Origin of the sequence: Microbacterium sp. zg.B48 (genome assembly GCF_024623505.1) — a bacterium.
Taxonomy (GTDB): Bacteria; Actinomycetota; Actinomycetes; order Actinomycetales; family Microbacteriaceae; genus Microbacterium.
This window is the reverse complement of record NZ_JANJFE010000011.1, coordinates 18,957-45,521: the sequence shown is the minus strand read 5'-3', so window position 1 is coordinate 45,521 and position 26,565 is coordinate 18,957. Positions and strand designations below refer to the sequence as shown.

The following is a 26,565-nucleotide window of genomic DNA, read 5'->3' as shown; positions in this document are numbered from 1 at the left end:
CGGCGTCAGTCGGTGCGCCAACCGGCCATTCGGGGGAGGCACGGGCATGTCGACGACAACAGAGGAGTCTTCGCGGCCTGGCCGCCTGCACCGCGTGGTGACGCTGATCGCCGTGCTCGGGCTGGTCGCGAGCGGTACGATCGCGGGCGTGTCGACATCCGTCTCGACCGCATCCGCCGCCGAGACCACCGGATGCGCGCCCTTCCACCAGCCCTACTCCGGCGACCCCGCGTACGTGAAGGGCGACAAGGTCACCTTCAGCGGCAAGGTCTACGTGTCGTCGTTCGCGCCGAACTGGTGGTCGCCGAGCGCCGCACCGCAGTACTGGAGCGAGACGACCTGCGGCACGGTCGCCGGCACGCCGACGTCCACCGCGACGCCGACCCCGACGGCCACTCCGACACCGACCTCGACGCCCACACCGACCGTGACCCCGCCGGTCTGCCGCCCCTTCGTGCAGCCCTACTCGGGAGACCCCGCCTATGTGAAGGGCGACAAGGTCACCTTCAACGGCAAGCCCTACGTGTCCACCTACGCTCCGAACTGGTGGTCGCCGAGCGCCGCACCGCAGTACTGGAGCGAGACGACCTGCGGCGGCACCGCCACGCCGACACCGACCCCCACACCGGCTCCGACACCGACTCCGACCCCGGCCCCCGGCGGCGGCACACCGCCCTCGACGGGCACGCCCAGCGGCATGGTCTTCAGCCCCTACAAAGACATCGCGCAGGCGATGTTCTGGAGCACCGGCTACACGATGGGGACCACGGCCGCCAACGGCTCCCCCACCCCGCTCGTCGGCACCGGCACGACGCTGCAGTCCACGCTGCCGCAGCTGAACACCATCACCCTCGCCTTCGCCACCGGTGAGTGCGGCGCCGAGAACTGGGCTGGCGTCTCCGGCCCCGATTTCGCCGCCGCCAACGTCGCCGGCCTCGATGCGGCCGACTACGACTACATCCTCGGCACCGGAGGCGCGGCGGGCAGCTTCACCTGCGCATCGGCCGCCGGCATGCGCACCTTCATCGACCGCTACGCGAGCGACAACCTCATCGGCGTCGACTTCGACATCGAGCGGGGCCAGTCGGCCGCCGACATCCGCAGCCAGGTCGCAGCGGCGGCCGCCGTTCAGGATGTCTACCCGAACCTGCGCTTCTCCTTCACCATCGCCACGCTCGGCGCCTCCGACGGCAGCTTCGGCGGGGTGAACGACACCGGAGACACGGTCATCAAGGCAGTGCTCGCGTCCCCGCTGCGCAACTACACGATCAACCTCATGGTGATGGACTACGGCCCCGCGTCATCCTCGGTCTGCGTGATGTCGGGTGCGATCTGCGACATGGGCAAGTCGGCCATCCAGGCGGCGAAGAACCTGCGGCACAGCTACCCCGCCGTGCCGCTCGACAAAGTCGAGCTCACGCCCATGATCGCCCTCAACGACATCCCCGACGAGACCTTCACGCTGCAGGACATCGACGAGATGACCGCCTACGCCGTGGCCAACGACCTCGCGGGCCTGCACTACTGGTCACTCGACCGCGACGTGCCGTGCGGTTCGACCGCCCTCTCCAACACCTGCAACTCCACTCCTTCGGTGCCGGCCCTCGCCTACACGAAGCGCTTCCTCACGGCTCTCGGCCGGCTCTAGGGCGATCGCCCCGGGCGTCGCTCGACGACTTCGGGTCGGGCCGGCAGCACGTCAGCCGGGTCGTAGCGCACGTGCCTGCCGAGCCTCAGATACTCGCGCGAGCATCCGGTCTCGTTTCTGGTCTCCGGGCCGTTCAGGCCGAGCGGAGAGCCCTCAAACGAGGAGAGATTCTGTGGCAGAATCCTGCGAAATACACTGCTGGGGTACCTGGACTCGAACCAAGAACAACGGTACCAGAAACCGCCGTGTTGCCAATTACACCATACCCCAAGGCGCTCGGTGCAACCCGGTGCCAAGGGTCAAGTCTAGACGACTCGAGCGGCCCGACCAAACCGAGACGCGTCTGCTCAGCTCGCGCGGAACGCCTGGAACGCGGCCAGACGGCGGATCGACTCCGTCTTGCCCAGCAGTTCCATGGACTCGAACAGCGGCGGGGACACCCGGCGACCGCTGACGGCGACCCGCAGCGGTCCGTACGCGATCCGCGGTTTCAGCCCGAGACCCTCGATCAGCGCCGATGACAGCGCCTCCTGGACGGCAGCGGCGGTGAATTCCTCCTCGCGCACCTCCTCGAGCGCGCCGACGGACGCAGCAAGCACGACGCCGGTGTTCTCCGGCAGCCCGGCAAGCGCATCCTCCTCGTAGAAGATGTCATCGGTGAAGAGGAAGCGCAGCAGCCCGGGCGCGTCGCCCAGCAGCGGCAGACGCTCCTGGATCAGCGGCGCCGCCTTGGCCAGCAGCTGTGCGTCCGCGTCGCTCAGCGGCACCGTCACCACGCCGGCGGAGGCCAGGTAGGGGACGATGCGCTCGGCGAAGTCGGCCGGCTCCAGCATCCGGATGTGGTCGCCGTTGATCGATTCGGCCTTCTTCTGGTCGAATCGGGCCGGATTCGGGTTCACATCGACGATGTCGAACGCGGCGACCATCTCGTCCAGCGTGAACACGTCGCGGTCGTGACCGATCGACCAGCCCAGCAGCGAGAGGTAGTTCAGCAGCCCCTCGGGGATGAAGCCCTTCTCTCGCTGCAGGAACAGATCCGCGCGCGGGTCGCGCTTGGAGAGCTTCTTGTTGCCGTCGCCGAGGACCAGCGGCATATGTCCGAAGCGCGGGATGAACGTGGTGACCCCGGCGTCGATCAGCGCCCGGTACAGCGCGAGCTGGCGCGCCGTGGAGGGCATCAGGTCCTCGCCGCGCAGCACGTGGGTGATCCCCATCAGCGCGTCATCGACGGGGTTGACGAAGGTGTACAGCGGGATGCCGCCCGCCCGGAAGATCACGAAATCCGGGAACGATCCGGCCGGGAAGGTGACCTCGCCGCGGATCAGGTCGACGAAAGTGAGATCCTCATCCGGCACGCGGAGACGGTACGCCGGCTCGCGGCCCTCGGCGCGGAACGCGGCCCGCTGCTGGTCGGTCAGGCCGCGGTCGTGGTTGTCGTAGCCGAGCTGCTTCGCACGGCCGGCCGCCTCGTTGCGCGCGTCGATCTCGGCGGCGTTGGAGTAGCTCTCGTACACCGCGCCGGCCTCGATCAGGCGGGCGAGCACGTCGCGGTAGATGTCGTGGCGCTGGGACTGGCGGTACGGCGCGTGCGGTCCGCCGACCTCGACGCCCTCGTCCCAGTCGATCTTCAGCCACCGCAGCGCGTCCAGCAGCTGCAGGTAGCTCTCCTCGCTGTCGCGGGCGGCATCGGTGTCCTCGATGCGGAAGACCATGGTGCCGCCGGTGTGGCGGGCGTACGCCCAGTTGAACAGGGCGGTGCGCACGAGGCCGACGTGCGGAAGGCCGGTGGGCGAGGGACAGAAGCGCACGCGCACGTCGATGCCGGAGGCGGTCGTGGTGCGGGGATCGGGGATAGACATCGCATCCCAGCTTAGTTCGCGCGGGCCAACCCCACCGTGGCTGCCGTCCCCGACCCGCGTCAGTGCAGCACGCGGGCCAGTGCGGCGAGGGTGGTGCGCACCGCTGGAACGCGCTCGGCCCCGTGCGCCGTGACGACGTGGATCGTCCGCGCCTCGGCCGCCGGCAGCGGCGCGGTCACGATGCCCGGCAGCAGAGGGAAGGACTCCACCGCCATCCGCGGCAGGGTCGCCACGCCGATCCCCTGTGCGACCAGCCCTTCGACCGCGACGAAGTTGTCGGTCTCGAACCCGATCCGCGGTTCGAACCCCGCGCGGCCGCAGACCTCGAGCAGGTGACCGCGGCACCGCGGGCAGCCGGCGATCCAGTTCTCCCCCGCCAGCGCCGCCATGTCCGCCACCCCTGAGCCGGCCGCCGGATGGCCGGTCGGCAGCACGGCCAGCAGCTCGTCCGTCCCGATCGCGCTCACCGCAAGGCCGCTCGCGCTCGATCCATGCGGGTCGTCGCGGTCGCCCGGATAGCTGAACGTGAGTGCGATGTCGGCGCGATCTGCGCGGACCGCCTCCACCGCCTCGGGCGGTTCGGCCTCGACGTAGGTGATCGTGACGCCGGGGTGATTCTGGCGAAGGTCGGCGAGCAGCCGGGGTACGACCGTCGGTGACGCGGACGGAAATCCGACCAGGCGAACGCGCCCGGCGCGAAGCCCCTGCAGCTCCGCGAGCTCACCCGCTGCGGCATCCAGCGCCGTGGTCACGGCGGGCGCGTGGCGAGCCAGCACGCGTCCCGCTTCGGTGAGCCGCACGCTGCGGCCGACGCGTTCGACGACGGCGACCCCGAGGCGCGCTTCCAGGCGCTTCAGCTGCTGGCTGACCGCGGGCTGGCTGTACCCCAGTGCCGCCGCCGCGGCGGTGATCGAGCCCCCGTCGCCGATCGCTTTGATCACGCGCAGGCTCCGCGCGTCGAACTCGGGATCATCCAGTCCGCGATCGGTCACGCCGAAAGCATAACGTCCGTGCATGATTCGCATCGAATACCTGCCGTAGACGAATGCCCCAGAGGCGAGCACCCTGGGGGCATGTCCACTCTCGCCCCGCCCGACCTGCGGGCCGCCCGCGCGGAGTTCACGGGCGGCCGTTCCTACCTCGCCGCCTGCACCGTGGGGTTGCCCACCCGCGGCACGCGCGCCGCCGTCATCGCCGACCTGGATGCCGCGGGCGCGGGCCGCGCGTCCGCGGTCGCCTACACCGCCGCCGTGGAGCGCACCCGCGCCCACTTCGCCCGCCTGGTGGGCGCGGATCCTGCGCGGATCGCGATCGGATCGCAGGCGTCGGTCTTCGCCGGCCTCATCGCGGCGTCGATGCCGGAGGGCGCCGAAGTGTTGTGCGCCGAGGGCGACTTCTCGTCGATGGTCCTGCCGTTCGCGCACGCCGGCCGCGGCATCCGTCTGCGCACCGCGCCGCTCAGCGAGCTTGCCGCCGCGATCACGGCCGACACCCGGCTGGTGGTCTTCTCCGTCGTGCAGTCCGCCACCGGCGACGTCGCCGACGCCGCCGAGATCCGCGCTGCGGCCCGACGGCACGGCGCACGCACGCTGTGCGATGCCACCCAGGCGATCGGCTGGCTGCCGGTGCAGGCCACCGACTACGATGCCGTGATCTGTCACGCCTACAAATGGCTGTGCGCGCCGCGAGGCGTCGCGTTCCTGGCGATCACCGCGGACTTCGCAGCCACCGTGCCGCCGATCTTCGCCGGCTGGTACGCGGGCGCGGACCCGTGGACCTCCTGCTACGGGCGAGAGGTCGAACTGGCGGCCGACGCCACGCGCTTGGACGTCTCCCCCGCCTGGCAGGCGTTCATCGGCGCCGAGCCCGCTCTGGCGCTGTTTGCCTCCCTTCCCGCCGCAGCCCTGTATGACCACGCGACGGGGCTGGCCGACGCCTTCCGGGCCGGAGCCGCGCTCCCCCCGGCTGATCGTCCCAGCGCGATCGTCACCTGGAGCGACCGGGACGGCTCGGACCTCGCCCGGCTCGCCGCGGCCGGCATCGTCGCGTCGGGGCGCGCGGGTCGCGCTCGCGTCGCCTTCCACGTCTTCAACGACGAGCAGGACGTCGCCGACGCGGTGGTCGCGCTGCGCGGCTAGCTCCGGGCGAGCAGCGGACGACGACCGAGGAAGGACAGCGCCGTCACGACGGCGACCACCGCCAGAGCGCACAGGGCCAGGCCGCCGTATCCGATCCGGCCCAGCACGACCCCGGCCAGGACCGCTCCGGTGGCCGCGACCAGGTTCATGATCAGGTCGCTGCGCCCCTGGCGGCGGGTGCGCAGATCCTCGCTGGAGGACTCGGTCAGCAGCACAGCGCCGGACACGGTGGAGGCGCTCCACCCCAGTCCCAGCAGGATCAGCGCGACCGTGACCGCGGATGCCGAATCCTGCCCGACTGCGGCGAGGATCAGCGACGCGGTCAGAAGCGCTTGCCCGACGAGGATGGTCGGAACCCGTCCGAGCCGGTCGGCCATGATGCCGAACACCGGTGACAGCGCGAACATCCCGGCGATGTGCAGGCTGATCGTCAGCCCGATGACCGTCAGCGTCGCCCCGTGATGCAGCAGGTGGACCGGAGTCATCGCCATCACGGCCACCATCACACCGTGCGCGCCCGCGATCGCGATGATCGCATAGCGCGCAGCGGTCGGCCGGTCCGCGCGCGCGATCGCCGCGGCGCCGCCGGCGACCGCGTTCGCGATCCGCTGCGCGAGCAGCAGCGGATCCGGCCGCAGGGCGGTCGCGTACAGGGTGATGGCGGCCAGCTGGGCGACGATCGTGAATACGTACGGGCCGGTGAGCGCCGGCATCCCGAGCGTCGCGCCCAGAATCTCGCCCGGACCGACGAGGTTCGGCCCCAGCACAGCCCCGAGCGTGGTCGCCCACACCACGATCGACAGGTCGCGACCGCGCGAGGCGTCCGTGGCGAGGTCCGCCGCGGCGAACCTGGTCTGCAGGTTGGCCGCCTGGCCTGCTCCGATCAGCGCGAACGAGAGGAGCAGCAGCGGGAAGGACACGGTCGCCGCCGCCAAGATGACGCCCACCACCCCCATCAGGGCCAGAAGCATGCCCGAGGTCAGCGAGATCCGGCGGCCTCGGCGGTGCGCGAGGTGAGCCAGCGGCACCGCCAGCGCCGCGGCACCGAGTGTGATGAAGGCGGTGGCCAGGCCCGAGAACGCCTCGTCGCCGGAGATCTCCGCCGCCAGGACCGCGCCGAGCGACACCGTCGCGCCGAAGGCGACCCCGCCGAGCACCTGCCCGCTGGAGAGGACCCAGAGCGTGCGACGCCGGATGCGGATCAGTTCCTCCGGCGAAACGCCGCCGGGCGGCGCGGCATCCGTCTGAGCCGGGGATGAGGGTGCGGGATCGGACATGGGTTCCGGGTGGGCGATCCGGGTCACGCGTCCCGCGCCGTGTTGCGCAGCGTGCCGAGACCGGATATCTGGACTTCGATCGTGTCGCCCGCGACGAACGGACCGACCCCGGAGGGCGTTCCGGTCAGGATGACGTCCCCCGGCAGCAGGGTGAAGGCAGCGGACGCATAGGCGATGATGTCCGCGACCGAATGGATCATGTCGGTCAGCGGCGCGCGCTGCGCGACCTCGCCGTTCAGACGCGTCTCGAGCGTCGCCGAAGCGACGTCGAAGTCGGTCTCGATCGCCGGGCCGAGCGGGCAGAAGGTGTCGAACCCCTTCGCGCGCGCCCACTGCCCGTCGGTCTTCTGCAGGTCGCGGGCGGTGATGTCGTTGGCGATCGTGTAGCCGAAGATGACCTCGGAGGCGCGGTCCGCCGAGACGTTCTTCGCGATCGATCCGATCACCACGGCCAACTCCCCCTCGAACGAGGTGAACGTGGACTGGGGCGGGCGCACGATCGTATCGCCCGGGCCGATCACCGCGGTGTTCGGCTTGAGGAACAGCAGGGGCTCGGCGGGCACCTCGTTGCCGAGCTCCTCCGCGTGGGCGCGGTAGTTGCGCCCGACGCACACGATCTTCGAGCGCGGGATGACCGGGGCCAGCAGCACCACGTCGCCGAGCGGAACACGCTCCCCCGTGGTGTCGAAGCCCGCGAACATCGGATCGCCCTCGAGCACGACGAGGTCGATGTCGTCGACGATGCCGAAGCGGATGGCGTCCTGGTGGCTGAAGCGCGCGATTCTCACCCGTTCAGCCTACTCAGCCGCGGCATCCTCGGAATGAAGACCGTGCGGCGCTCAGGCGTCCAGTCGCAGCAGCCAGCCGTGCTTGTCCTCGGCGCGGCCGTACTGGATGTCCGTGAGCTCCTTGCGCAGCTCCAGCGCGAGGGTGCCGAGGGGCTGCTGGTCGAAGAAGTCCGCGCCCTTAAGCACGCCGATCGGGGTGACCACGGCGGCGGTGCCGCAGGCGAACACCTCGACGATGTCGCCGGATGCCACGCCCTGACGCCATTCGTCCAGCGACACGGCACGGCCCTGCACCGTGTGTCCGCGGTCGCGTGCGAGCTGGAGGATGGAGTCGCGCGTGATGCCTTCCAGGATGGACGGGGACTCGGGCGTGACGATCCTGCCGTCCTTGTAGACGAACACGATGTTCATGCCGCCGAGCTCTTCGACGTTGCGGTCCTGGTCGAGGAAGACGACCTGGTCGCACTCGTGCTCGTAGGCCTCGGACTGCGGGAGCAGGGAGGCCGCGTAGTTTCCGCCGGTCTTGGCCGCGCCGGTGCCGCCCTTGCCCGCGCGGGCGTAATCCTCGCTGAGCCAGATGGAGACCGGGTTCACGCCGCCGTGGAAGTACGCTCCCGCGGGCGAGGCGATCACGTAGTAGTTGACCTTGTGCGCCGGCCGCACGCCGAGGAAGGCTTCCTTCGCGAACATGAAGGGCCGCAGATACAGGCTCTGGTCCTCGCCAGAGGGAACCCAGGCGCCGTCGACGGCGATCAGTTCCCGCAGCGACTGGATGAAGTACGACACCGGAAGCTCCGGCAGCGCCAGACGCCGGGCCGACCGCTGCAGGCGGCGGCCGTTCTGGTCGGGGCGGAAGGTGTGGATGGACCCGTCCGGGTGGCGGTACGCCTTGATGCCCTCGAAGATCTCCTGCCCGTAGTGCAGCACGGCGGCGGCGGGGTCCAGGGTGATCGGCCCATAGGGCTGGACGCGCGGGCGATGCCAGCCGCCGCCGACGGACCAGCAGATGTCGACCATGTGGTCGGTGAAGTTCACACCGAAGCCCGGGTCGCTCAAGATCGCCTCGCGCTGCGCGGGATTCTTGGCGGCGAGGTTGCGGGTCACGGCGAACTGCAGGGGTGCGAGTCCGGTGTCGGGGTCGGTTCCGATGAGTGTCATGTCACGTCCAAGTTCGGTTGCGCTCACCAAGCGAGCGGTTTCAGATTACGCCTGCAGTCGCTCGACGATCGCGTCGCCGATCGCGGACGTCGGGCGTGCGGCGCCGTCGCGCGCCTGGATGTCCTCCTCCACAGCGCGGGTGACACGCTGCGCCTCCTCGTGCAGCCCGAGATGATCGAGCAGGAGCGAGACGGACAGGATCGCGGCAGTGGGATCGGCCTTCTGCTGCCCCGCGATGTCGGGCGCCGAACCGTGGACGGGCTCGAACATCGACGGGTACGCGCCATCCGGGTTGATGTTCCCGGACGCTGCGAGGCCGATGCCACCGGTGACGGCGCCGGCCAGGTCGGTCAGGATGTCGCCGAAGAGGTTGTCGGTGACGATCACGTCGAAGCGGGACGGGTTCGTGACCAGGAAGATCGTTGCCGCATCGACGTGCAGATAGTCTACGGCGACGTCCGGGTGCTCTGTCGAGACCGCGCTGACGATCCGCTGCCACATCCCGCCCGCGTGCACGAGCACGTTCGTCTTGTGCACGAGGGTGAGCCTGCTGCGGCGTCGCTCGGCCAGCGCGAACGCGTACCGGACGACGCGCTCGATGCCGTAGGCGGTGTTGACCGACGTCTCGTTGGCGACCTCGTGCGGCGTGCCCGTGCGGATCGATCCGCCGTTGCCGACGTACGGTCCTTCCGTGCCCTCACGGACCACGACGAAGTCGATCTCGCCCGGGTCTGCGAGCGGACCCGGCGCGCCGGGGTAGAGCTTCGAGGGACGCAGGTTGACGTAATGATCGAGCTCGAACCGCAGTTTCAGCAGCAGTCCGCGCTCGATGTTGGCGTCTTCGAGCCGCGGATCGCCGGGCACTCCCCCGACGGCTCCGAGCAGGATCGCGTCGTGCGCCTTGATGGCGGCCAGGTCGTCATCGGTGAGTGTGTCGCCGGTGTCGAGGAATCGCGCGGCACCCAGCGAGAAACGCGTCTTGTCGAAGCGGATGCCGGATCCTGCCGTCACGGCATCCAGCACCTTCTCTGCCTCGGAGATGACTTCGGGACCGATGCCGTCACCGGGGATGACGGCCAGTCGCACGGTCCTGGACTGCCCCGCCCGTTCTGCATCCGACACTGTTACCTGAACGCCCGACATCGCTCTCCTCTTGTCCCTGCCAGCGTACCGGCGGGCGAGCCGCTCCGATCGCCGGCCCGCGTGCCTGCCCGGAGCAGGGCACCTGGCCTGCGGCTCAGCGGTTCGCGCCGGCCCGGCCGCCGAGCGTGAAAGCGGCGATCACGGCAGCCACCACGATCAGCGCCGCTCCGATCAGGGCGGTCACGCCCACTCCGGTGTCGAAAGCGGATGCCGCGGCATCCCGAAGCGCCTGGCCGAGCGTGGCGTCCAGTTCGTGCGAGGCGGCGACGGCACCGGCTAGGGTCTCGCGGGCGGCGTCGGCAGCAGCGCCGGGCAGAGCATCCGGCAGGACGAGATTGGCGCGGTAGAACGCCGCCAGCAGGCCGCCGATGATGGTGGTGCCGAGCACGGCTCCCAGCTCGTACGCCGTCTCGGAGACGGCGCTGGCCGCGCCGGCCTTGGCGGCCGGGGCGCTGGCGAGGATGAGCTCGTTCGAGACCGTCTCGGCTGCGCCGATCCCCACTCCCAGCGACACGAAGGCCGCGATCAGCAGCGGCAGCGAGGCCGAGGTGGTGCTGACGGCGACAAGCACGTATCCGAGGACGGAGAAGCACAGCGCGAGCGGCACGACCAGGCGCGGCGCTGCACGCTTGGCGATCGGCACGACGCCGATGCCGGCCACGATCATCGCCAGCAGACCCGGCACCAGGGCGAGGCCGGCCTGCAGCGGCGAGAGCCCGACCACGAGCTGAAGGTGCTGGGCGACGAAGTACAGGAAGCCGACCAGCCCGATGACGCTGAGCAGGTTCACCAGGACCGAGCCGGTGAAGCTGCCGCGGCGGAAGAGCGCCATGTCCAGCATCGGCGTCTGCAGCCGGTTCTGCCGTCGCACGAACAGCACCCCGAACAGCATGCCTGCACCGATCAGCACGAGCGGCAGGGGACTCTCCGCGCCGTGCACGGCGAACTCCTTGATCGCGTAGACGATCGGCACCATGGTCGCCAGCGACAGCACGACGCTGAGCGGGTCGAAGCCACCCGGGCTCGGGTCCCGGCTCTCCGGAACGAGGATCGGGACCAGCACCAGCAGGGGCACGAGCACCGGAACGGCCATCAGGAACACGGACCCCCAGGCGAAGTGCTCCAGGAGGACGCCGCCGACGATGGGTCCGAGCGCGGCACCGGCCGAGAAGCCGGCAGCCCACACCGCGATCGCCATGCGGCGCTGGTCGCGATTGGTGAAGATGGTGCGCAGCAGGGACAGCGTCGACGGCATCAGCATCGCACCGAACACGCCCATCGCCGCGCGAGCCGCGATGAGCCACTCGGGGCTGGGCGCGAAGGCCGCCAGCGCGGAGACGGCACCGAACCCGGCCGCGCCGATCAGCAGCATCCGTCGTCTGCCGAATCTGTCCCCGAGCACGCCCATGGTGACCAGAAGGCTGGCCAGGACCAGCGGGTAGGCGTCGATGATCCAGAGCTGCTGTGTCGCGCTCGGTTCCAGGTCCAGCGCGATCTGCGGCAGCGCGAAGCTCAGCACCGTGTTGTCGACCGAGACCAGCAGCACCGGCAGCATGAGAACGACCAGGGCCGCCCAGCCGCGCCACCCGACGCGGGCGCCCGCCGCCGTCGGCGTGCGGGTCAGTGTGTCGGTCATGATCTTCCTCGTCCGTTGTCCGGGCGATTCAGGTAAACCGTCCAGCCGGTATAGTAACAGGCGTGAAACCCTCCCCGCTGATCCGGTGCTGGATAGCATCGAGCGCATGAGCCGTCCGCCGCGGGCCAGACAGAGCGTGCTCGACGCCTTCGAGACCATCCTGATCGACGCGGGTGAACGCGCGGCGACGCTGGAGGCGACCGCCCGCGCGGCGGGTGTCTCCAAGGGCGGGCTGCTCTATCACTTCGCCTCGAAGGACGCCCTGGCTGCCGGGGTCATCGAACGTCTGCGCGCCCTCGTGGACGCTGACGTCGCCGCGATCGGCAGCGCGCCGGAGGGACCCATCGCCTATTTCCTGCGCTCCTCCGCCCTGGAGAACGATCCGCTCGACCGCGCCCTCATCGCCGTGTCACGCCTCGCGCAGGGCGGGCACACGCCGGCCAGCGCGGCGCTGCGGGAGGTGCGGGCGGAGTGGGGCGAGGCGATGCGTCCGCATGCGAAGGACGCGGCATCCTTCGACCTGATCATGCTGATCAGCGACGGGCTCTATTACAACAACGCTCTCAAGGGCGACGGCATCGCCGGTCCGATACCCCGAGGGGCGGCGATGGATGACCTCATCGCGCTGGTGGAGCGCGCCGCCCACGGGTGAACGGCGCGCCGCAGCTCAGGACTCGGTGATCTCGATCTGGCGGAACAAGTCGGCGTGGATGGCGCTCTGCACGTCGTCGAGCAGCTCGTCGCTGACCGGCGAGTCCAGGGTCAGGATGCTCAGAGCCTGCCCGCCGGCGCTCGTGCGGGCGATCTGCATGCCGGCGATGTTGATGCCCGCCTCGCCGAACTTCTGCCCGTAGATCGCGACGATCCCGGGGCGGTCGGTGTACAGCATCACCACGTGGTGCTTCTCGATCGGCAGCTCGAGAGCGTAATCGTTGATGCTGACGAGCTTCTCGATCTGCTTGGTGCCGGTCAGGGTGCCCGAGACCGACAGCTGCGAGCCGTCCGAGAGCGCGCCACGCAGCGTGATCACGTTGCGGTACTCGTCGCTGACGTCATCGACCAGCAGGCGCACGTCGACTCCGCGCTGCTCGGCCAGCAGGGGCGCGTTCACGTACGAGACGCTCTCGCTGACGATGTTCGTGAACAGCCCCTTCAACGCCGCGAGCTTGAGCACACTGACGTCGTACTGGCTGAGCTCGCCGTGCACCTCAACGTCGAGGCTGGTCAGCGGCGAGTGCGACAGCGATGCGAAGATCTGCCCGAGCTTCTCCACGAGCGGGATGCCCGGGCGCACGTACGGGTCGATGATCCCGCCGGCGACGTTGACGGCATCCGGAACCAGCTCGCCGCCCAGCGCGAGGCGGACCGAGCGTGCGACGGAGACGCCGGCCTTCTCCTGGGCCTCTTCGGTGCTGGCGCCGAGATGGGGTGTGACGACGACGTTGGGCAGGTCCAGCAGGCGCTGCGCGTCCGAGCCGGCGGCGGGAGGCTCTGCGCTGAAGACATCCAGGCCGGCGCCGGCGATCTCACCCGCGGTGAGCGCGTCGTACAGTGCGCCCTCGTCGATGAGTCCGCCGCGGGCGACATTGACCACGAACGCGGTCGGCTTCATCCGACGCAGCTGCTCGGCGCCGATCATGCCGGTCGTCTCGGGGGTCTTCGGCATGTGGATCGTGACGAAATCGCTCTGCTCGATCAGCTCGTCCAGGCTGACCAGCTGGACGCCCAGCTGCTGGGCCCGAGCGCTCGTGACGTACGGGTCGTACGCGATCACACGCATGTCGAACGCGTTCAGGCGCGCGGCGATGAGCGCGCCGATCCGGCCCAGGCCGATGATCCCCACCGTCTTCTCGAACAGCTCGGTGCCGGTGAAGGACGAGCGCTTCCACTGGCCCTGCGAGAGCGACCCGTGTGCGGCGGGGATGCGGCGCGCGAGGCTGAGGATGTGCCCGATGGTCAGCTCTGCGGCCGAGATGATATTGGAGGTCGGTGCGTTCACGACCATGACACCGGCAGTGGTCGCGGTCTTGATGTCGACGTTGTCCAGGCCGACGCCCGCACGGGCGACGACCTTCAGCAGCGGAGCAGCTCCGAGCGCCTCGGCGTCGATCTTGGTCGCGGAACGCACCAGCACCGCGTGCGCGTCCGAGAGGGCCGCGAGCAGGGCGGGACGGTCGGTGCCGTCGACCTGGCGGACATCGAAGTCCGGCCCGAGGGCGTCGATCGTTGCGGGTGAGAGTTCTTCGGCGATGAGCACGACAGGCTTCGGCACGGCAGCGGATCCTTTGGAGCAGTGGGCACGCGAGATGCGGCCTGAAGAGGGGTGGATGCTGCGCCGCACGCCATCGGGGCGCATACAGGTGCCACTCTATCGGCTCGCCCGCATCCGTCCCGGCCGGATGACGACGCCGCCGACCTTCAGGCCAGCAGCGACGCGGTGTTCAGGGTGGTGTACGCGACGACGTTCAGCCAGAACACGGCGACCAGCCCGAGGCCGCTCAGCATCACCAGGAGGAACTCGTGCGGCCGGCGCTTGTAACCCGCCGCGAACGCCGCGCCCCAGACGATGACGGGAAAGAGGATCGCGAAGATCCAGATGAACCAGCCCAGCCCATTGAGCCCCAGCGGCGCCGCCTGCACGAGGTTGCCGACCGCGTTCCACACGGCATACGCGTAGAACAGCCCGAGGGCGCCCGCTATGGTGGCGACCAGCCAGGTGGGCATCGCCCGGACACGGGATTCGGTGCCTTCTGCGGTCCTGCGGATCACCGTCCCACCGCCCCGATCATCACGAACGGCCATGGCAGCAGAAGCGCGACACCCGCGAGCAGCCAGGCGATGCGCACCCACGGCTTGGCAGCCGTCGTCAGCAGGAACACGGTGCCGAACCAGAGCACCGGGGCGAGGACGGCCAGCCACAGGCTGCCCTGGTACATCACATCGCTCACGAGGTACTGCCGCGCGCCCTGCAGACGCAGACCTCCGATCAGCCAGCCGATCGCATACAGCAGGTAGACGCCGCCCAGGATGCCGAGCGTGATGAGGGTTGCGTTGCCCATCGGCACCCGCTCCTGCGGCATCGTGACCGAACCGTCATCGTGCACGCGTCCGACGTCTGCGCTTCCTCTGCCCACGGCGGTGAAGCCGTCCGGCAGGGCTGCGAGCGGGGCATCCGCGGCCGGACCGGCGCCCACATCGAGTGTGGGATCGTCGTCACCATCCCATGCGAGGGCGTCGTCGTCTGTGCCGCGGGCCATGGCTCCAGCGTAGCCGTCGGTCGCGACCGGCCCCACCTGTCTGAGCGCATGGTGTACTGGCGTTATGGCGACCGTGCGCGACCGCTGGCGATCCCACCTGCTGCAGACGCTCTCCGGAACGGATGACGGGTCACCGCAGTGGGTGCGCAACCTCGCTGGGGGGGACGACGCCGGCTTCTTCGGCCCCGGATCGGCCGCGTGGGCGGTGCACGGCGGGATGGCGACGATGGTCGCCGGCATCCGCGCCCTCCTGGTCCAGGCCCTGCACCCGGGCGCGATGGCCGGCGTGCACGACTGGTCGCGCTACCGCGAAGACCCGCTCGGGCGGCTGACCGGCACGATCCGCTGGCTGATCACCGTCACCTTCGGCGATCGCGCGACCGCCGAACGCTCCTCGGCCCAGGTCCGCGGCCTGCACCGTCGCGTGCAGGGTGAGTACGTCGACGCGTTCGGCGCCCCGCGCCCGTACCGCGCCAGCGACCCGGAGCTGATCGAGTGGGTGCATCTGGCCTTCACCGATTCGTTCCTGACCTGCCACGAGATCTGGGAGAGCGAGATCCCCGGCGGCCCGGACGCCTACGTGCGGGAATGGGCGACCGCCGGCGAGCTGATCGGCCTGTCCGACCCACCGCTGACCGCGCACGAGCTGCGCGGCAGGCTGCGCGCCATCGCCGACGCCGGCGTCCTGAAGACCGACGCCCGCGTCCTGGATGTCGTGCGGTTCATCCGCACCCCGCCGCTCGCGAAGGGCATGATCGCGCCGTACCGCGTCATGTTCGCCGGCGCGGTGGCGTCCCTCGATCCGTTGCACCGCCGGATGCTGGGACTCCCCCGACCCGGATTCCTCGCCGTTCCCGCCACCGGCGCTGTGCTGCGCACCGCGCGATCCCTGCTGGGCGAGCGGTCCACATCCGAGGATGCCGCGCAGGCGCGGATCGCTCGCCTGCGTGACGCCTCCGCCGGGTCGCAGCCCGCCGCCTGACCGTCAGCCCTTCCCAGATTCGGAGACAGGTATCGGATTCGGATGCGCACGGCGACAGCATCCGAATCCGGCGCCGCCACCCGAATCAGACACCGCTCGGCCCAGCGGCCCCACCGCAGAGCGGCAGCACACCACAGCCCTGGAAACACCACCGGCGGGCACCCCACAGGGCGCCCGCCGGCGTATCGCGTGCGGAAGGTCAGCGCGCTGCGGAGCCTTCGGTGTAGTCCGAGTCGGTCTGCTTCCACGCGAACAGGGCGCGCAGCTCCTTGCCGGTCTCCTCGATGGGGTGCGTGGCGCCCTTTTCGCGCAGTTCCAGGAACTCGGGTGCACCGGCATCCTGGTCTGCGATGAAGCGCTTCGCGAACGCGCCGGACTGGATGTCGCCCAGGACGGCCTGCATGTTCTCCTTCACCCGCGGGTCGATGACGCGGGGCCCGGAGACGTAGTCGCCGTACTCGGCCGTGTCCGAGATCGACCAGCGCTGCTTGGCGATGCCGCCCTCCCACATCAGGTCCACGATGAGCTTGAGCTCGTGGAGCACCTCGAAGTAGGCGATCTCGGGCTGGTATCCGGCCTCGACGAGGGTCTCGAAGCCGTACTGGACGAGCTGCGAGGTGCCGCCGCACAGGACGGCCTGCTCGCCGAACAGGTCGGTCTCGGTCTCTTCGGTGAAGGTCGTCTTGATGACGCCGGCGCGGGTGCCGCCGATGGCCTTGGCGTACGACAGGGCAACATCCCACGCCTGGCCGGATGCGTCGCGCTCGACGGCGATGATGTCCGGGATGCCGCGGCCGGCCACGAACTCCCGGCGCACCGTGTGGCCGGGCGCCTTCGGGGCGATCAGGATGACGTCCACGCCCTCGGGCGCGTCGATGTAGCCGAAGCGGATGTTGAAGCCGTGGGCGAAGGCGAGCGTCTTGCCCGGCGCCAGGTTGTCCTTGATCGAGTCGGTGTAGATGCCGCGCTGGTGCTGGTCCGGCGCGAGGATCATGATCACGTCCGCCCAGATCGTCGCGTCGGCGACGGAGAGGACCTCGAAGCCGTCCTCCTGGGCCTTGGCGGCGGACTTCGAGCCGTCCTTGAGCGCGATGGCGACCTCGACACCCGAGTCACGGAGGTTCTGTGCATGGGCGTGGCCCTGGGAGCCGTAGCCGACGATCGCGACCTTCTTGCCCTGGATGAGCGAAAGGTCGGCGTCGGCGTCGTAGAAGAGTTCGGCCATGGGGATGTGTTCTCCTTGTGTTCTTGGTCTCTGTCCGAGTCAGCCGCGCAGGACGCGCTCGGTGATGCTCTTGCCGCCGCGGCCGAGGGCGAGGAGCCCGGACTGCGCCAGTTCCTTGATGCCGAACGGCTCCAGAGCGCGGAGGAACGCATCCACCTTGCCCTTGTCGCCGGTCACCTCGACCACGAGCGCATCCGGCGCGTAGTCGACGATCGACCCGCGGAACAGGTTCACGACCTCGAGGACGTTCGAGCGGCTGGCGTTGTCGGCGCGCACCTTCACGAGCATGTGCTCGCGCTGCACCGACGAGGTCATGTCCAGCTCGACGATCTTGATGACGTTGACCAGCTTGTTCAGCTGCTTGGTCACCTGCTCGAGCGGCAGCTCGTCGACGTCGACCACGACCGTGATGCGGGACAGCCCCGGCACCTCGGTGACGCCCACCGCGAGGGATTCGATGTTGAAGCCGCGACGGGCGAACAGCCCCGCGACACGGGTCAGCAGACCCGGTTTGTCCTCCACCAGGAGACTCAGCACGTGGCTCGGCATGGCTCAGGCCTCCTCATCGAACGCCGGCGAGTGGTCTCGGGCGTACTGGACGTAGCTGTTGCTGACACCCTGCGGCACCATCGGCCAGACCATGGCGTCGGCGCTCACGACGAAGTCGATGACGACGGGCCGGTCGTTGGTCTCCAGCGCGAGCGTGATCGCGGCATCCACGTCCTCTTCCTTCTCGACGCGGATCGCCAGACAGCCGTACGCCTCTGCGAGCTTGACGAAGTCGGGGATGCGGACCGTGCCGTGTCCGGTGTTCAGGTCGGTGTGCGAGTACCGGCCGTCGTAGAACAGGCTCTGCCACTGGCGCACCATGCCCAGCGAGGAGTTGTTGATGATCGCGACCTTGATCGGGATGTTGTTGATGGCGCAGGTGGCCAGCTCCTGGTTGGTCATCTGGAAGCATCCGTCGCCGTCGATCGCCCACACGTGACGGTCCGGCTCGGCGACTTTGGCGCCCATCGCCGCCGGCACCGAGTAGCCCATCGTGCCCGCGCCGCCGGAGTTCAGCCACGCGTTCGGACGCTCGTACTTGATGAACTGCGCCGCCCACATCTGGTGCTGGCCGACGCCGGCGGCGAAGATGCCCTCCGGCCCGGTGAGCTCGCCAATGCGCGAGATGACGTACTGCGGAGACATGAGTCCGTCCGTCGGCTGCGTGTAGCCGAGCGGGAACTCATCGCGCAGCCCGTCCAGGAACGACCACCATTCCTCGGTGTCCGCCACGGCGCCGTCGGCCTGGCTGCGGTACGCGGCCTCGAGGTCGACCAGCACCTCCTTCAGGTCGCCCACGATGGGCACGTCCGCGGTGCGGATCTTGCCGATCTCGGCGGGATCGATGTCGACGTGCACGACCTTCGCGTTCGGCGCGAACAGCGCCGCCTTGCCGGTCACGCGGTCATCGAAGCGCGCACCCAGCGAGACGAGCAGATCCGCTTCCTGGAGCGCCAGTACCGCGGGCACCGTGCCGTGCATTCCGGGCATGCCCAGATGCTGAGCGTGCGAATCCGGGAACGCGCCGCGGGCCATGAGCGTGGTGACCACCGGCGCTCCGGTCGTCTCGGCGAGGGCGAGCAGCTCCTCGGACGCCTGCGAGCGGATCACTCCGCCGCCGACGTACAGGACGGGCTTCTTCGCGTGGGCGAGCAGCTGTGCCGCCGCCTGGATCTGCTTGCCGTGCGCCTTGACCACCGGCCGGTACCCCGGCAGGTCCACCTTGGGCGGCCAGACGAACGGCACCTCGGCCTGCTGGGCGTCCTTGGTGATGTCCACCAGCACCGGGCCGGGACGACCGGTGCCGGCGATGTGGAAGGCGGCCGCGATCGCGCTGGGGATGTCCTCGGCACGCTTGACCAGGAACGAGTGCTTCGTGATCGGCATCGTGATGCCCACGATGTCCGCTTCCTGGAAGGCGTCCGTGCCCATCAGGTTGGAGAACACCTGTCCGGTGATGCAGACGATCGGCACCGAATCCATGTAGGCGTCGGCGATGGCGGTCACGAGGTTGGTCGCGCCCGGGCCGGACGTGGCGATGGCGACGCCGACCTTGTTGGATGCTGCGGCGTAGCCTTCGGCCGCGTGACCGGCGCCCTGCTCGTGGCGGACGAGGATGTGGCGCAGCTCGGTGCTGTCCATGAGCGGGTCGTACACAGGCAGGATGGCGCCGCCCGGCAGACCGAAGACGTCGGTGACGCCCAGCAGTTCGAGCGAGCGGACGACCGCCTGCGCGCCCGTGAGCACGGGCGCGGGCGCGGTGCGAGCGGGTGGCCGGGGAAGGGCCGTGGCGGATTCGGCGGACATGATGATGATCCTCTGTCGAGAGATGAGTGTCTGGGGCAGGCCTTAACCCGTGACCGCGCCCTCCGCAGCGGAGCGCACGAGCTTCGAGTATTTGGCAAGAACGCCACGGGTATAGCGCGGAGGAAGCGGCTCCCAGCCAGAACGGCGGGAACCCAGCTCGGCCTCGTCGACGAGTAGGTCGAGAGTTCGAGCCGCGATATCGACCCGTATCAGATCACCATCGCGCACGAAGGCGATCGGACCTGCGTCCACCGCTTCGGGAGCTATGTGGCCGATGCACAGGCCGGTTGTGCCGCCCGAGAATCTGCCGTCCGTCAACAGTAGTACATCTTTTCCGAGGCCGGCGCCCTTGATGGCGGCCGTGATCGCGAGCATCTCGCGCATCCCGGGGCCGCCCTTCGGGCCCTCGTAGCGGATGACGACGACGTCGCCGGCGCTGATGCCGCCCGCCTCGAGGGCATCCATGGCGGCGCGCTCGCGCTCGAACACGCGGGCGGGTCCTTCGAAGACGTTCGCGTCGAAGCCGGCGGACTTCACGACCGCCCCCTCGGGGGCCATCGTGCCGTGCAGGATGGTGATGCCGCCGGTCGCGTGGATCGGGTTGTCGAGGGTGTGGATGACGGTGCCGTCGACCGGGTCCGGGTTGAGCTCGCGGAGGTTCTCGGCCAGCGTCTTGCCGGTCACCGTGAGGGCGTCTCCGTGCAGCAGACCCTCATCGAGCATCGCCTTCATGATGACCGGGATGCCGCCCTGCCGGTCGACGTCGTTCATGACGAACTGGCCGAAAGGCTTCATGTCGGCGATGTGCGGCGTCTTGTCGCCGATGCGGTTGAAGTCGTGCAGGTTCAGGTCCACCTGGGCCTCGCGGGCGATGGCCAGCAGGTGCAACACCACGTTGGTCGAGCCGCCGAGCGCCATCGCCAGCGCGATCGCGTTCTCGAACGCCTCCTTGGTGAGGATGTCACCGGTCGTGATGCCGAGCTTCAGCAGGTTGACGACGGCTTCGCCGGAGCGGTGGGCGTAGTAGTCACGGCGGCGGTCGGCGGCCGCCGGTGCCGCGGATCCGGGCAGGCTCAGTCCGAGCGCCTCGCCGACGGCGGCCATCGTGTTGGCCGTGTACATGCCGCCGCAGGCGCCCTCACCGGGCGCGAATGCGCATTCGATCCGTTTCAGGTCGGCCTCGGTCATCCGCCCGGCCATGCACGCGCCGACTCCCTCGAAGGAGTCGATGATCGTGATCTCCTTCTCGGTGCCGTCGCTGAGCTTGACCCAGCCGGGCGCGATCGATCCGGCGTACAGGAACACGCTGGACAGGTTCAGCCGCGCGCTGGCCATCAGCATTCCGGGGATCGACTTGTCGCAGCCGGCCAGGAGCACGGTGCCGTCCAGTCGCTCGGCCATGACGACCGTCTCGACCGAGTCGGCGATGACCTCGCGGGAGACCAGCGAGAAGTGCATGCCCTCGTGGCCCATCGAGATGCCGTCGGAGACCGAGATCGTGCCGAACTGCAGCGGATAGCCGCCGCCGGAGTGCACGCCCTCTTTGGCGCCCTGCGCGAGCCGGTCGAGGCTCAGGTTGCACGGGGTGATCTCGTTCCAGCTGGACGCGATGCCGATCTGCGGCTTGTCCCAGTCGGCGTCGCCCATCCCGACGGCGCGGAGCATGCCTCGCGATGTCGTCGCCTCGATGCCGTCGGTGACGACACGGCTGCGGGGCTTGATATCGATGCTGTTGCCGGGCTCAGAAGACATTCCTCGATCCTATTCCCGTGCGCTGGTGCGGATTCGCGCGAGCAGCTGCAGCGCGGTGGCCAGTGCCCGGATATCGGCGACGCGGACCGTCGCGGCCGTCTCGCCGCCGCCCACCCGGATGCCGAGATCGTCCGGGCCCAGACTGGCCAGGGCGTCTTCGTCGGTGACGTCGTCGCCTGCGAACAGCACGGCCGTCGCGCCGAGCCGCCGGCGGAGGGTGGCCACCGCCGAGTCCTTGCCTTCGTGGCGGAAGGAGTACTCGACGATGTTGTGGCCGGTGCGCCGCCGCCAGTGCGGCGCACGCTGATGGACGAGCCGGTCCGCGGCATCCCTCGCGAACTGCGCGTCCTCGGCGCCGGCCAGACGAGTGTGGATGCCGAAGCCGAACGTCTTGGGCTCGACCCACACCCCGTCCAGGTGCGCCAGCCCGGCCGTCATCGCCTCGCGCAGCTCGTCCCGGAGGCCATCGGCCTCCGGAACGAGCTCGATCGCGACCGTGTCCTCGCCGGGAACCCAGAACTCGGCGCCGTGCGAACCGGCCAGATGCACCGGCGAATCCTCGACGTGCTCGGCGATCTCTCGCAGATCGTGGAGGCTGCGCCCCGAGACGAATGCCACCGGCGTGTCCGGGATGGCGGCCAGCGCCGCGACCGCGGCGGCCGCCTCGGGCAGCGCGCGCGCCTTCATCGGCTCGTCCTCGAGCGGGGCGAGCGTGCCGTCGAAGTCGAGGGCCACCAGCAGGCGCTCGGATGCCGCGATCCTGCGCAGCGCGTCTTCGATCGCCGCCGGGTCTTCGAGTGCGCTCATCGGTCGGTCTCCGTAGTGCTGCGGAACTGCGCCAGCGCGTCCAGGAACTCGCGCGACCAGTCCTCGACACTGTGCTCCAGCACGCGTCGGCGTGCCGCCCGCATGCGGCGTCCCTGCTCGGCCGCCGGCATCTCCACCGCCCGCATCATCGCGTCCTTGAGCCCTTCGATGTCGTGCGGGTTGACCCGCACGGCGGTGCCCAGTTCGTCCGCCGCCCCGGCGAACTCGCTCAGGATGAGCACGCCCCGGTTGTCCACCCGCGATGCGACGTATTCCTTGGCGACCAGATTCATGCCGTCACGCAAGGCGGTCACGAGCATCACGTCGGCGGCGAGGAACAGCGCGACCATCTCTTCGCGCGGGTAGGCCTGGTGCAGGTAGCGGATCGCGGTGTGACCCATCGTGTCGAAGTCGCCGTCGATGCGGCCCACGGTCAGTTCGATCTCGTCGCGCAGCTGGATGTACGCCGCGACGCGTTCGCGGCTGGGACTAGCCACCTGCACCAGCGTGGTCTCCTCGACGTTCAGGCGCCCTTCGGCCAGCAGCTCGCCGTAGGCCTTGAGCCGGTGGCTGATCCCCTTGGTGTAGTCCAGCCGGTCCACGCCGAGGAAGATCCGCTTCGGGTTGCCCAGGGTTTCGCGGATCTCGCGCGCGCGGGCCTTCACATCCTCGCGATGGGCGAGCTCGATGTACGAGGACGCGTCGATCGAGATCGGAAAGGCCTTGGCCAGCGCCACGCGCGTGGTGCCGTCGCCGCGAGGCACCGAGATGCCGGACGCCTTGGTGTCGTAGCGGAGCTGGCGGCGGACCGCGCGGGCGAAGTTGCCGGCATCCGCCACCCGCTGGAATCCGATGACGTCCGCGCCGAGCAGTCCTTCCAGCACCTGGCGCCGCCACGGCAGCTGCGAGAACAGGCCGTATGCCGGGAACGGGATGTGGTGGAAGTAGCCGATCGTGACGTCCGGCCGCATTTCGCGGAGCATCTTCGGAACCAGCTGCAGCTGGTAGTCCTGCACCCACACGATCGCGTTCTCGGCCGCCGCGTTGGCGGAGGCCTCGGCGAAGCGCTGGTTGACGCGGACGTACGCGTCCCACCAGACGCGGCTGTAGCGCGGCTCGGAGATGACGTCGTGGTACAGCGGCCAGATGGTGTCGTTCGAGAAGCCCTCGTAGTACAGCTCGACGTCCTCCGCGGTGAGCTTCACCGGGACCAGGTGCGTTCCTTCGAAGTCGAAGGGCTCCGCGTCCAGATCGGGCTGGCCGGCCCAGCCGACCCAGGCGCCGTCGGCCTTCTGCATCACCGGCTCCAGTGCGGTGACCAGACCACCGGGTGAGCGCCGCCATGCGTCCGAGCCCTCATCGTCGACGGTCCGGTCCACGGGCAGTCGATTGGCGACGACGACGAACTCTGCCTTGGTCACGAGGCTCCTGACGGTTGACGAGACGCTGGACTTCCAGGTTACCGTCCGGCACCGGCCCATCCGGCGCTGGCGGGTGAGGCGGGGGATGTCAAGAGGCGGCAGGATTTTCGGCCGCGCGCTAGCGTGGGGGCATGCGCAAGTATCTGTTCGGCACCGGCATCCTCACCGCGATCACCGGCGGCATCACGCTGCTGCGCGGCCTGCGAGAGGACGCCCCGTTCACCTGGCGCACCGCCCTGGGGTGGCTCAGCTGGGGCATCACACTGGCTCTGGCGATCGGCGCGATCGTGGACACCCGGCGCGCGTCGCACGGCGCCGTCATCGCCGCCGACTCCCCCGTCCACGGCAAGGAGCAGAAGCTGCTCAAGAAGCAGCTGCGGCGGTAGTCGCGAGCGGGATCTCGTACTGCACGAAACCCGAGTGATGTGCGGAAGACTCCAGCCGCGTCAGCGGGTCAGGATCAGGGCGTCGCCCTGCCCGCCGCCGCCGCACAGGGCCACGGCCGCGGTCCCGCTGCCGCGACGCAGCAACTCGTGCACCACGTGCACCACGAGTCGGTTGCCGGACGCGCCGATCGGGTGTCCGATCGCGATGCCGCCGCCGTGGATGTTCACCACGTCCTCAGCGAGCCCCAGTTCGCGCTGCGAGCGGACCACGACCGCACCGAACGCCTCGTTGATCTCGACCAGGTCGAGATCGGCGGGGCTGATCCCCTGCTTCCGGCATGCCTTCTCGATCGCCCGCGCGGGCTGCGCGTGCAGCGAGTTGTCCGGTCCCGCGACCTGACCCGAGGCACCGACCACGGCCAGAACCGGCCAGTCGTTGGCATCGGCATGGGAGCGGCGGGTCAGCACGACCGCGGATGCGCCGTCGGAGATCTGCGAGGAGTTGCCGGCGGTGATCGACCCGCCCTCGGCGAACGCGGCGCGCAGTCGGCCGAGGGTCTCCACCGTCGTGTCCGGACGGATCCCCTCGTCGGTGCTCACGACGAGCGGATCCCCTTTGCGCTGCGGGATCTCGACCGGCACGATCTCTGCATCGAACACGCCGGCCTCGGTCGCCGCGGCGGCGCGCTGATGCGAGCGGGCGGCCACGGCATCCTGCATCTCACGGGTGACGTCGAAACGCTCGTTGTGGCGCTCGGTGGAGGCGCCCATGCTCTCGCGGTCATACGCGTCGGTCAGCCCGTCGTACGCCATGTGGTCCAGCACCTCGACCGAGCCGTAGGCCCAGCCTTCGCGGGAGTTCATCAGCAGATGCGGCGCGCGCGTCATCGACTCCATGCCCGCCGCCACCACCACGGTGGCGTCACCGAGGGCGATCATGCGCGCTGCGTCGATGATCGCCGTCAGTCCGGACAGGCACACCTTGTTGACGGAGCCGGAGTGAACGTCCCAGGGGATGCCGGCGCCGACCGCCGCCTGACGCGCGGGGTTCTGGCCGACTCCGGCGGGCAGGACCTGTCCGATCAGCACCGCGTCGACGGCATCCGGGGCGATCCCGCCCTGCGCGAGGGCTCCGCGGATCGCGGCGCTGCCCAGCTGCACCGCGGTGAGCGCAGCCAGCTGACCCTTCAGCCTGCCCTGCGGGGTGCGGGCGGCAGCGACGATGACGACGTCCTCGGTGTTCATGCGTCCACCTTAACCGCGGTGGTGGTGAGGTGCTCCGAGACGGTCAGCGGCGGTTCCGTGGCCGCGATCACCTCGTCCACGCTCACGCCGGGCGCGGTCTCGACCAGCACGAGCCCGGCATCCGTGACGTCGATCACGGCGAGGTCGGTGATGATGCGGTGCACCACGCCCTTGCCGGTCAGCGGCAGGGAGCAGGAGTCCACGATCTTGGCCGAGCCGTCTCTGGCGACGTGCTCCATCAGCACGATGACCTTGCCCGCGCCATGCACCAGATCCATCGCGCCGCCCGGGCCCTTCACCATCTTGCCGGGGATCATCCAGTTCGCCAGGTCGCCGGTGGCCGAGACCTGCATGGCTCCGAGGATGGCCGCATCGATCTTGCCGCCGCGGATCATGCCGAAGCTCGTGGCGGAGTCGAAGAAGGCGGCGCCGGGCAGGACGGTGACCGTCTCCTTGCCGGCGTTGATCAGGTCCGGATCCACGTTCGCCTCGGTCGGATAGGGCCCCACCCCGAGGATGCCGTTCTCGGACTGCAGCACCACCGTCACGCCGTCCGGCACGAAATTGGGCACCAGCGTGGGCAGGCCGATGCCGAGGTTGACGTACGAACCGTCGCTCAGTTCGGCGGCTGCGCGGGCAGCCATCTCGTTGCGGCTGAGAGCCATGTCAGTTCCCTTCCGTCGTCGTGACGGTGCGGCGCTCGATGCGCTTGTCGATGCCGGTGCCCACCTCGAGCACGCGGTGCACGTAGATGCCGGGCAGATGGACCTGGTCCGGGTCGAGCTCGCCGGGTTCGACGAGCTCCTCGACCTGCGCGATGCAGACGCGCCCGGCCATCGCGGCCAGGGGGTTGAAGTTGCGGGCGGACTTGTTGAAGACGAGGTTGCCGTAGCGGTCACCGCGCAGGGCGTGCACCAGCGAGAAATCCGTCTGGATCGCCTCCTCGAGCACGTATTCGCGGGGCTCGCCGGACACGTCGAGGATGCGCACGTCCTTCACCGGCGACGCGATCGCCACTCCCCCCTGACCGTCGTAACGGCGCGGCAGGCCCCCCTCGGCGACCTGGGTGCCCACACCGGTCTGCGTGTAGAACGCGCCGATTCCGGATCCGCCCGCACGCAGCTTCTCCGCGAGCGTGCCCTGCGGCGTGAGCTCCAGCTCGAGCTCTCCGGAGAGGAACTGCCGCTCGAACTCCTTGTTCTCTCCCACGTACGACGAGGTCATCTTGCGGATGCGCTTCGCGTTGAGCAGGATGCCCAGGCCCCAGTCGTCCACACCGCAGTTGTTGCTGACGATGCTCAGGTCGGTCGTGCCCTGCGCCAGCAGCGCCTCGATGAGGGCGATCGGATTGCCGGAGAGCCCGAAGCCGCCGACGGCCAGCGATGCGCCGTCCGGGATGTCCGCGACCGCGACTGCGGCGGAGGCGTAGGTCTTGTCGATCACGTGCGACTCCTGTGTCTGGATGAACTCTTGCCTCCATCCTGCGCT

24 protein-coding genes and 1 tRNA gene are annotated in these 26,565 nt (G+C 69.6%); 5 read left to right on the top strand and 20 right to left on the bottom strand.

The features are described 5' to 3' along the window. Positions 1–46: 46 nt before the first annotated feature. Positions 47–1,648, top strand: coding sequence for a carbohydrate-binding protein (locus NQ152_RS08790; protein WP_257523703.1), 1,602 nt, complete (start codon positions 47–49; stop codon positions 1,646–1,648). Between the two features lie 198 nt (positions 1,649–1,846). Here NQ152_RS08790 and NQ152_RS08785 read toward each other — a convergent pair. From NQ152_RS08785 to NQ152_RS08775, 3 genes are all read right to left on the bottom strand, one after another. Then, positions 1,847–1,918, bottom strand: a tRNA-Gln gene (locus NQ152_RS08785). 77 nt (positions 1,919–1,995) lie between these two features. After that, the gene (gltX, locus tag NQ152_RS08780) at positions 1,996–3,507 is read right to left on the bottom strand and encodes a glutamate--tRNA ligase (protein ID WP_257523702.1); all 1,512 of its coding nucleotides are present in this window, start codon (positions 3,505–3,507) and stop codon (positions 1,996–1,998) included. Positions 3,508–3,566: 59 nt separating this feature from the next. Continuing rightward, entirely contained in the window at positions 3,567–4,499 is a 933-nt protein-coding gene (locus tag NQ152_RS08775) for a LysR family transcriptional regulator (RefSeq protein ID WP_257523701.1), read from the bottom strand. A gap of 81 nt (positions 4,500–4,580) precedes the next feature. On the opposite strand from NQ152_RS08775, the gene NQ152_RS08770 reads away from it, so the two are divergent. Next, positions 4,581–5,645: an aminotransferase class V-fold PLP-dependent enzyme gene (locus NQ152_RS08770; protein ID WP_257523700.1), complete on the top strand. Its 1,065-nt coding sequence runs from the start codon at positions 4,581–4,583 to the stop codon at positions 5,643–5,645. Here NQ152_RS08770 and NQ152_RS08765 read toward each other — a convergent pair. The 5 genes from NQ152_RS08765 to NQ152_RS08745 form a co-directional block, all read right to left on the bottom strand. Continuing rightward, positions 5,642–6,922, bottom strand: coding sequence for an MFS transporter (locus tag NQ152_RS08765; protein ID WP_257523699.1), 1,281 nt, complete (start codon positions 6,920–6,922; stop codon positions 5,642–5,644). The genes NQ152_RS08770 and NQ152_RS08765 overlap by 4 nt on opposite strands. Before the next feature lie 23 nt (positions 6,923–6,945). Then, positions 6,946–7,710, bottom strand: a complete 765-nt coding sequence (locus NQ152_RS08760; RefSeq protein ID WP_257501982.1) for a fumarylacetoacetate hydrolase family protein — start codon at positions 7,708–7,710, stop codon at positions 6,946–6,948. A 51-nt stretch (positions 7,711–7,761) separates the two neighbouring features. After that, positions 7,762–8,868 (bottom strand): branched-chain amino acid aminotransferase, encoded by a 1,107-nt coding sequence (locus NQ152_RS08755; protein ID WP_257523698.1) that lies wholly within the window; start codon positions 8,866–8,868, stop codon positions 7,762–7,764. A 45-nt stretch (positions 8,869–8,913) separates the two neighbouring features. Further along, positions 8,914–10,011 (bottom strand): 3-isopropylmalate dehydrogenase, encoded by a 1,098-nt coding sequence (locus NQ152_RS08750; protein WP_257523697.1) that lies wholly within the window; start codon positions 10,009–10,011, stop codon positions 8,914–8,916. Between the two features lie 94 nt (positions 10,012–10,105). Beyond that, entirely contained in the window at positions 10,106–11,647 is a 1,542-nt protein-coding gene (locus NQ152_RS08745) for an MFS transporter (protein ID WP_257523696.1), read from the bottom strand. A gap of 106 nt (positions 11,648–11,753) precedes the next feature. Between NQ152_RS08745 and NQ152_RS08740 the strand changes: the two genes are divergently transcribed. Beyond that, the gene (locus NQ152_RS08740; protein WP_257523695.1) at positions 11,754–12,299 is read left to right on the top strand and encodes a TetR/AcrR family transcriptional regulator; all 546 of its coding nucleotides are present in this window, start codon (positions 11,754–11,756) and stop codon (positions 12,297–12,299) included. A gap of 15 nt (positions 12,300–12,314) precedes the next feature. On the opposite strand, the gene serA is transcribed toward NQ152_RS08740, so the two are convergent. The 3 genes from serA to NQ152_RS08725 all read right to left on the bottom strand — a co-directional run bounded on the left by serA (position 12,315) and on the right by NQ152_RS08725 (position 14,904). Continuing rightward, positions 12,315–13,919 carry a phosphoglycerate dehydrogenase gene (gene serA / locus NQ152_RS08735; protein ID WP_257501977.1) on the bottom strand — a complete coding sequence of 535 codons (1,605 nt, stop codon included), beginning with the start codon at positions 13,917–13,919 and terminating at the stop codon, positions 12,315–12,317. A 146-nt stretch (positions 13,920–14,065) separates the two neighbouring features. Next, the gene (locus NQ152_RS08730; RefSeq protein WP_257523694.1) at positions 14,066–14,416 is read right to left on the bottom strand and encodes a bacitracin resistance protein; all 351 of its coding nucleotides are present in this window, start codon (positions 14,414–14,416) and stop codon (positions 14,066–14,068) included. Then, on the bottom strand, positions 14,413–14,904 hold the full coding sequence (locus NQ152_RS08725; protein ID WP_257523693.1) for a DNA polymerase III subunit gamma/tau: 492 nt from the start codon (positions 14,902–14,904) through the stop codon (positions 14,413–14,415). The genes NQ152_RS08730 and NQ152_RS08725 overlap by 4 nt, the downstream gene beginning before the upstream one ends. 64 nt (positions 14,905–14,968) lie before the next feature. Between NQ152_RS08725 and NQ152_RS08720 the strand changes: the two genes are divergently transcribed. Next, positions 14,969–15,886, top strand: coding sequence for an oxygenase MpaB family protein (locus tag NQ152_RS08720; protein ID WP_257523692.1), 918 nt, complete (start codon positions 14,969–14,971; stop codon positions 15,884–15,886). A gap of 199 nt (positions 15,887–16,085) precedes the next feature. On the opposite strand, the gene ilvC is transcribed toward NQ152_RS08720, so the two are convergent. The 6 genes from ilvC to NQ152_RS08690 are packed head-to-tail and all read right to left on the bottom strand — an operon-like array spanning position 16,086 to position 23,446. Continuing rightward, positions 16,086–17,111: a ketol-acid reductoisomerase gene (gene ilvC, locus NQ152_RS08715; protein WP_257501973.1), complete on the bottom strand. Its 1,026-nt coding sequence runs from the start codon at positions 17,109–17,111 to the stop codon at positions 16,086–16,088. Positions 17,112–17,150: 39 nt separating this feature from the next. Next, positions 17,151–17,660 (bottom strand): acetolactate synthase small subunit, encoded by a 510-nt coding sequence (gene ilvN / locus NQ152_RS08710; RefSeq protein ID WP_257501972.1) that lies wholly within the window; start codon positions 17,658–17,660, stop codon positions 17,151–17,153. Positions 17,661–17,663: 3 nt separating this feature from the next. Then, complete coding sequence (locus NQ152_RS08705; protein WP_257501971.1) at positions 17,664–19,466, bottom strand: acetolactate synthase large subunit; 1,803 nt, start codon at positions 19,464–19,466, stop codon at positions 17,664–17,666. Between the two features lie 42 nt (positions 19,467–19,508). Continuing rightward, on the bottom strand, positions 19,509–21,218 hold the full coding sequence (gene ilvD / locus NQ152_RS08700) for a dihydroxy-acid dehydratase (protein WP_257523691.1): 1,710 nt from the start codon (positions 21,216–21,218) through the stop codon (positions 19,509–19,511). Positions 21,219–21,227: 9 nt separating this feature from the next. Then, positions 21,228–22,025 carry a trehalose-phosphatase gene (otsB, locus tag NQ152_RS08695; protein ID WP_257523690.1) on the bottom strand — a complete coding sequence of 266 codons (798 nt, stop codon included), beginning with the start codon at positions 22,023–22,025 and terminating at the stop codon, positions 21,228–21,230. Then, positions 22,022–23,446 carry a trehalose-6-phosphate synthase gene (locus NQ152_RS08690; RefSeq protein ID WP_257523689.1) on the bottom strand — a complete coding sequence of 475 codons (1,425 nt, stop codon included), beginning with the start codon at positions 23,444–23,446 and terminating at the stop codon, positions 22,022–22,024. The genes otsB and NQ152_RS08690 overlap by 4 nt, the downstream gene beginning before the upstream one ends. 131 nt (positions 23,447–23,577) lie before the next feature. Between NQ152_RS08690 and NQ152_RS08685 the strand changes: the two genes are divergently transcribed. Beyond that, the gene (locus NQ152_RS08685) at positions 23,578–23,832 is read left to right on the top strand and encodes a hypothetical protein (RefSeq protein ID WP_257501967.1); all 255 of its coding nucleotides are present in this window, start codon (positions 23,578–23,580) and stop codon (positions 23,830–23,832) included. 60 nt (positions 23,833–23,892) lie between these two features. Here NQ152_RS08685 and NQ152_RS08680 read toward each other — a convergent pair whose 3' ends face one another. Genes NQ152_RS08680 through NQ152_RS08670 form a run of 3 tightly spaced genes read right to left on the bottom strand, consistent with a single transcriptional unit; the run spans position 23,893 to position 26,520 of the window. Further along, the gene (locus tag NQ152_RS08680; protein WP_257501966.1) at positions 23,893–25,077 is read right to left on the bottom strand and encodes an acetyl-CoA C-acetyltransferase; all 1,185 of its coding nucleotides are present in this window, start codon (positions 25,075–25,077) and stop codon (positions 23,893–23,895) included. Beyond that, complete coding sequence (locus tag NQ152_RS08675; RefSeq protein ID WP_257523688.1) at positions 25,074–25,742, bottom strand: CoA transferase subunit B; 669 nt, start codon at positions 25,740–25,742, stop codon at positions 25,074–25,076. The genes NQ152_RS08680 and NQ152_RS08675 overlap by 4 nt, the downstream gene beginning before the upstream one ends. A gap of 1 nt (position 25,743) precedes the next feature. Then, positions 25,744–26,520, bottom strand: coding sequence for a CoA transferase subunit A (locus NQ152_RS08670; protein ID WP_257501964.1), 777 nt, complete (start codon positions 26,518–26,520; stop codon positions 25,744–25,746). Positions 26,521–26,565 lie beyond the last annotated feature (45 nt).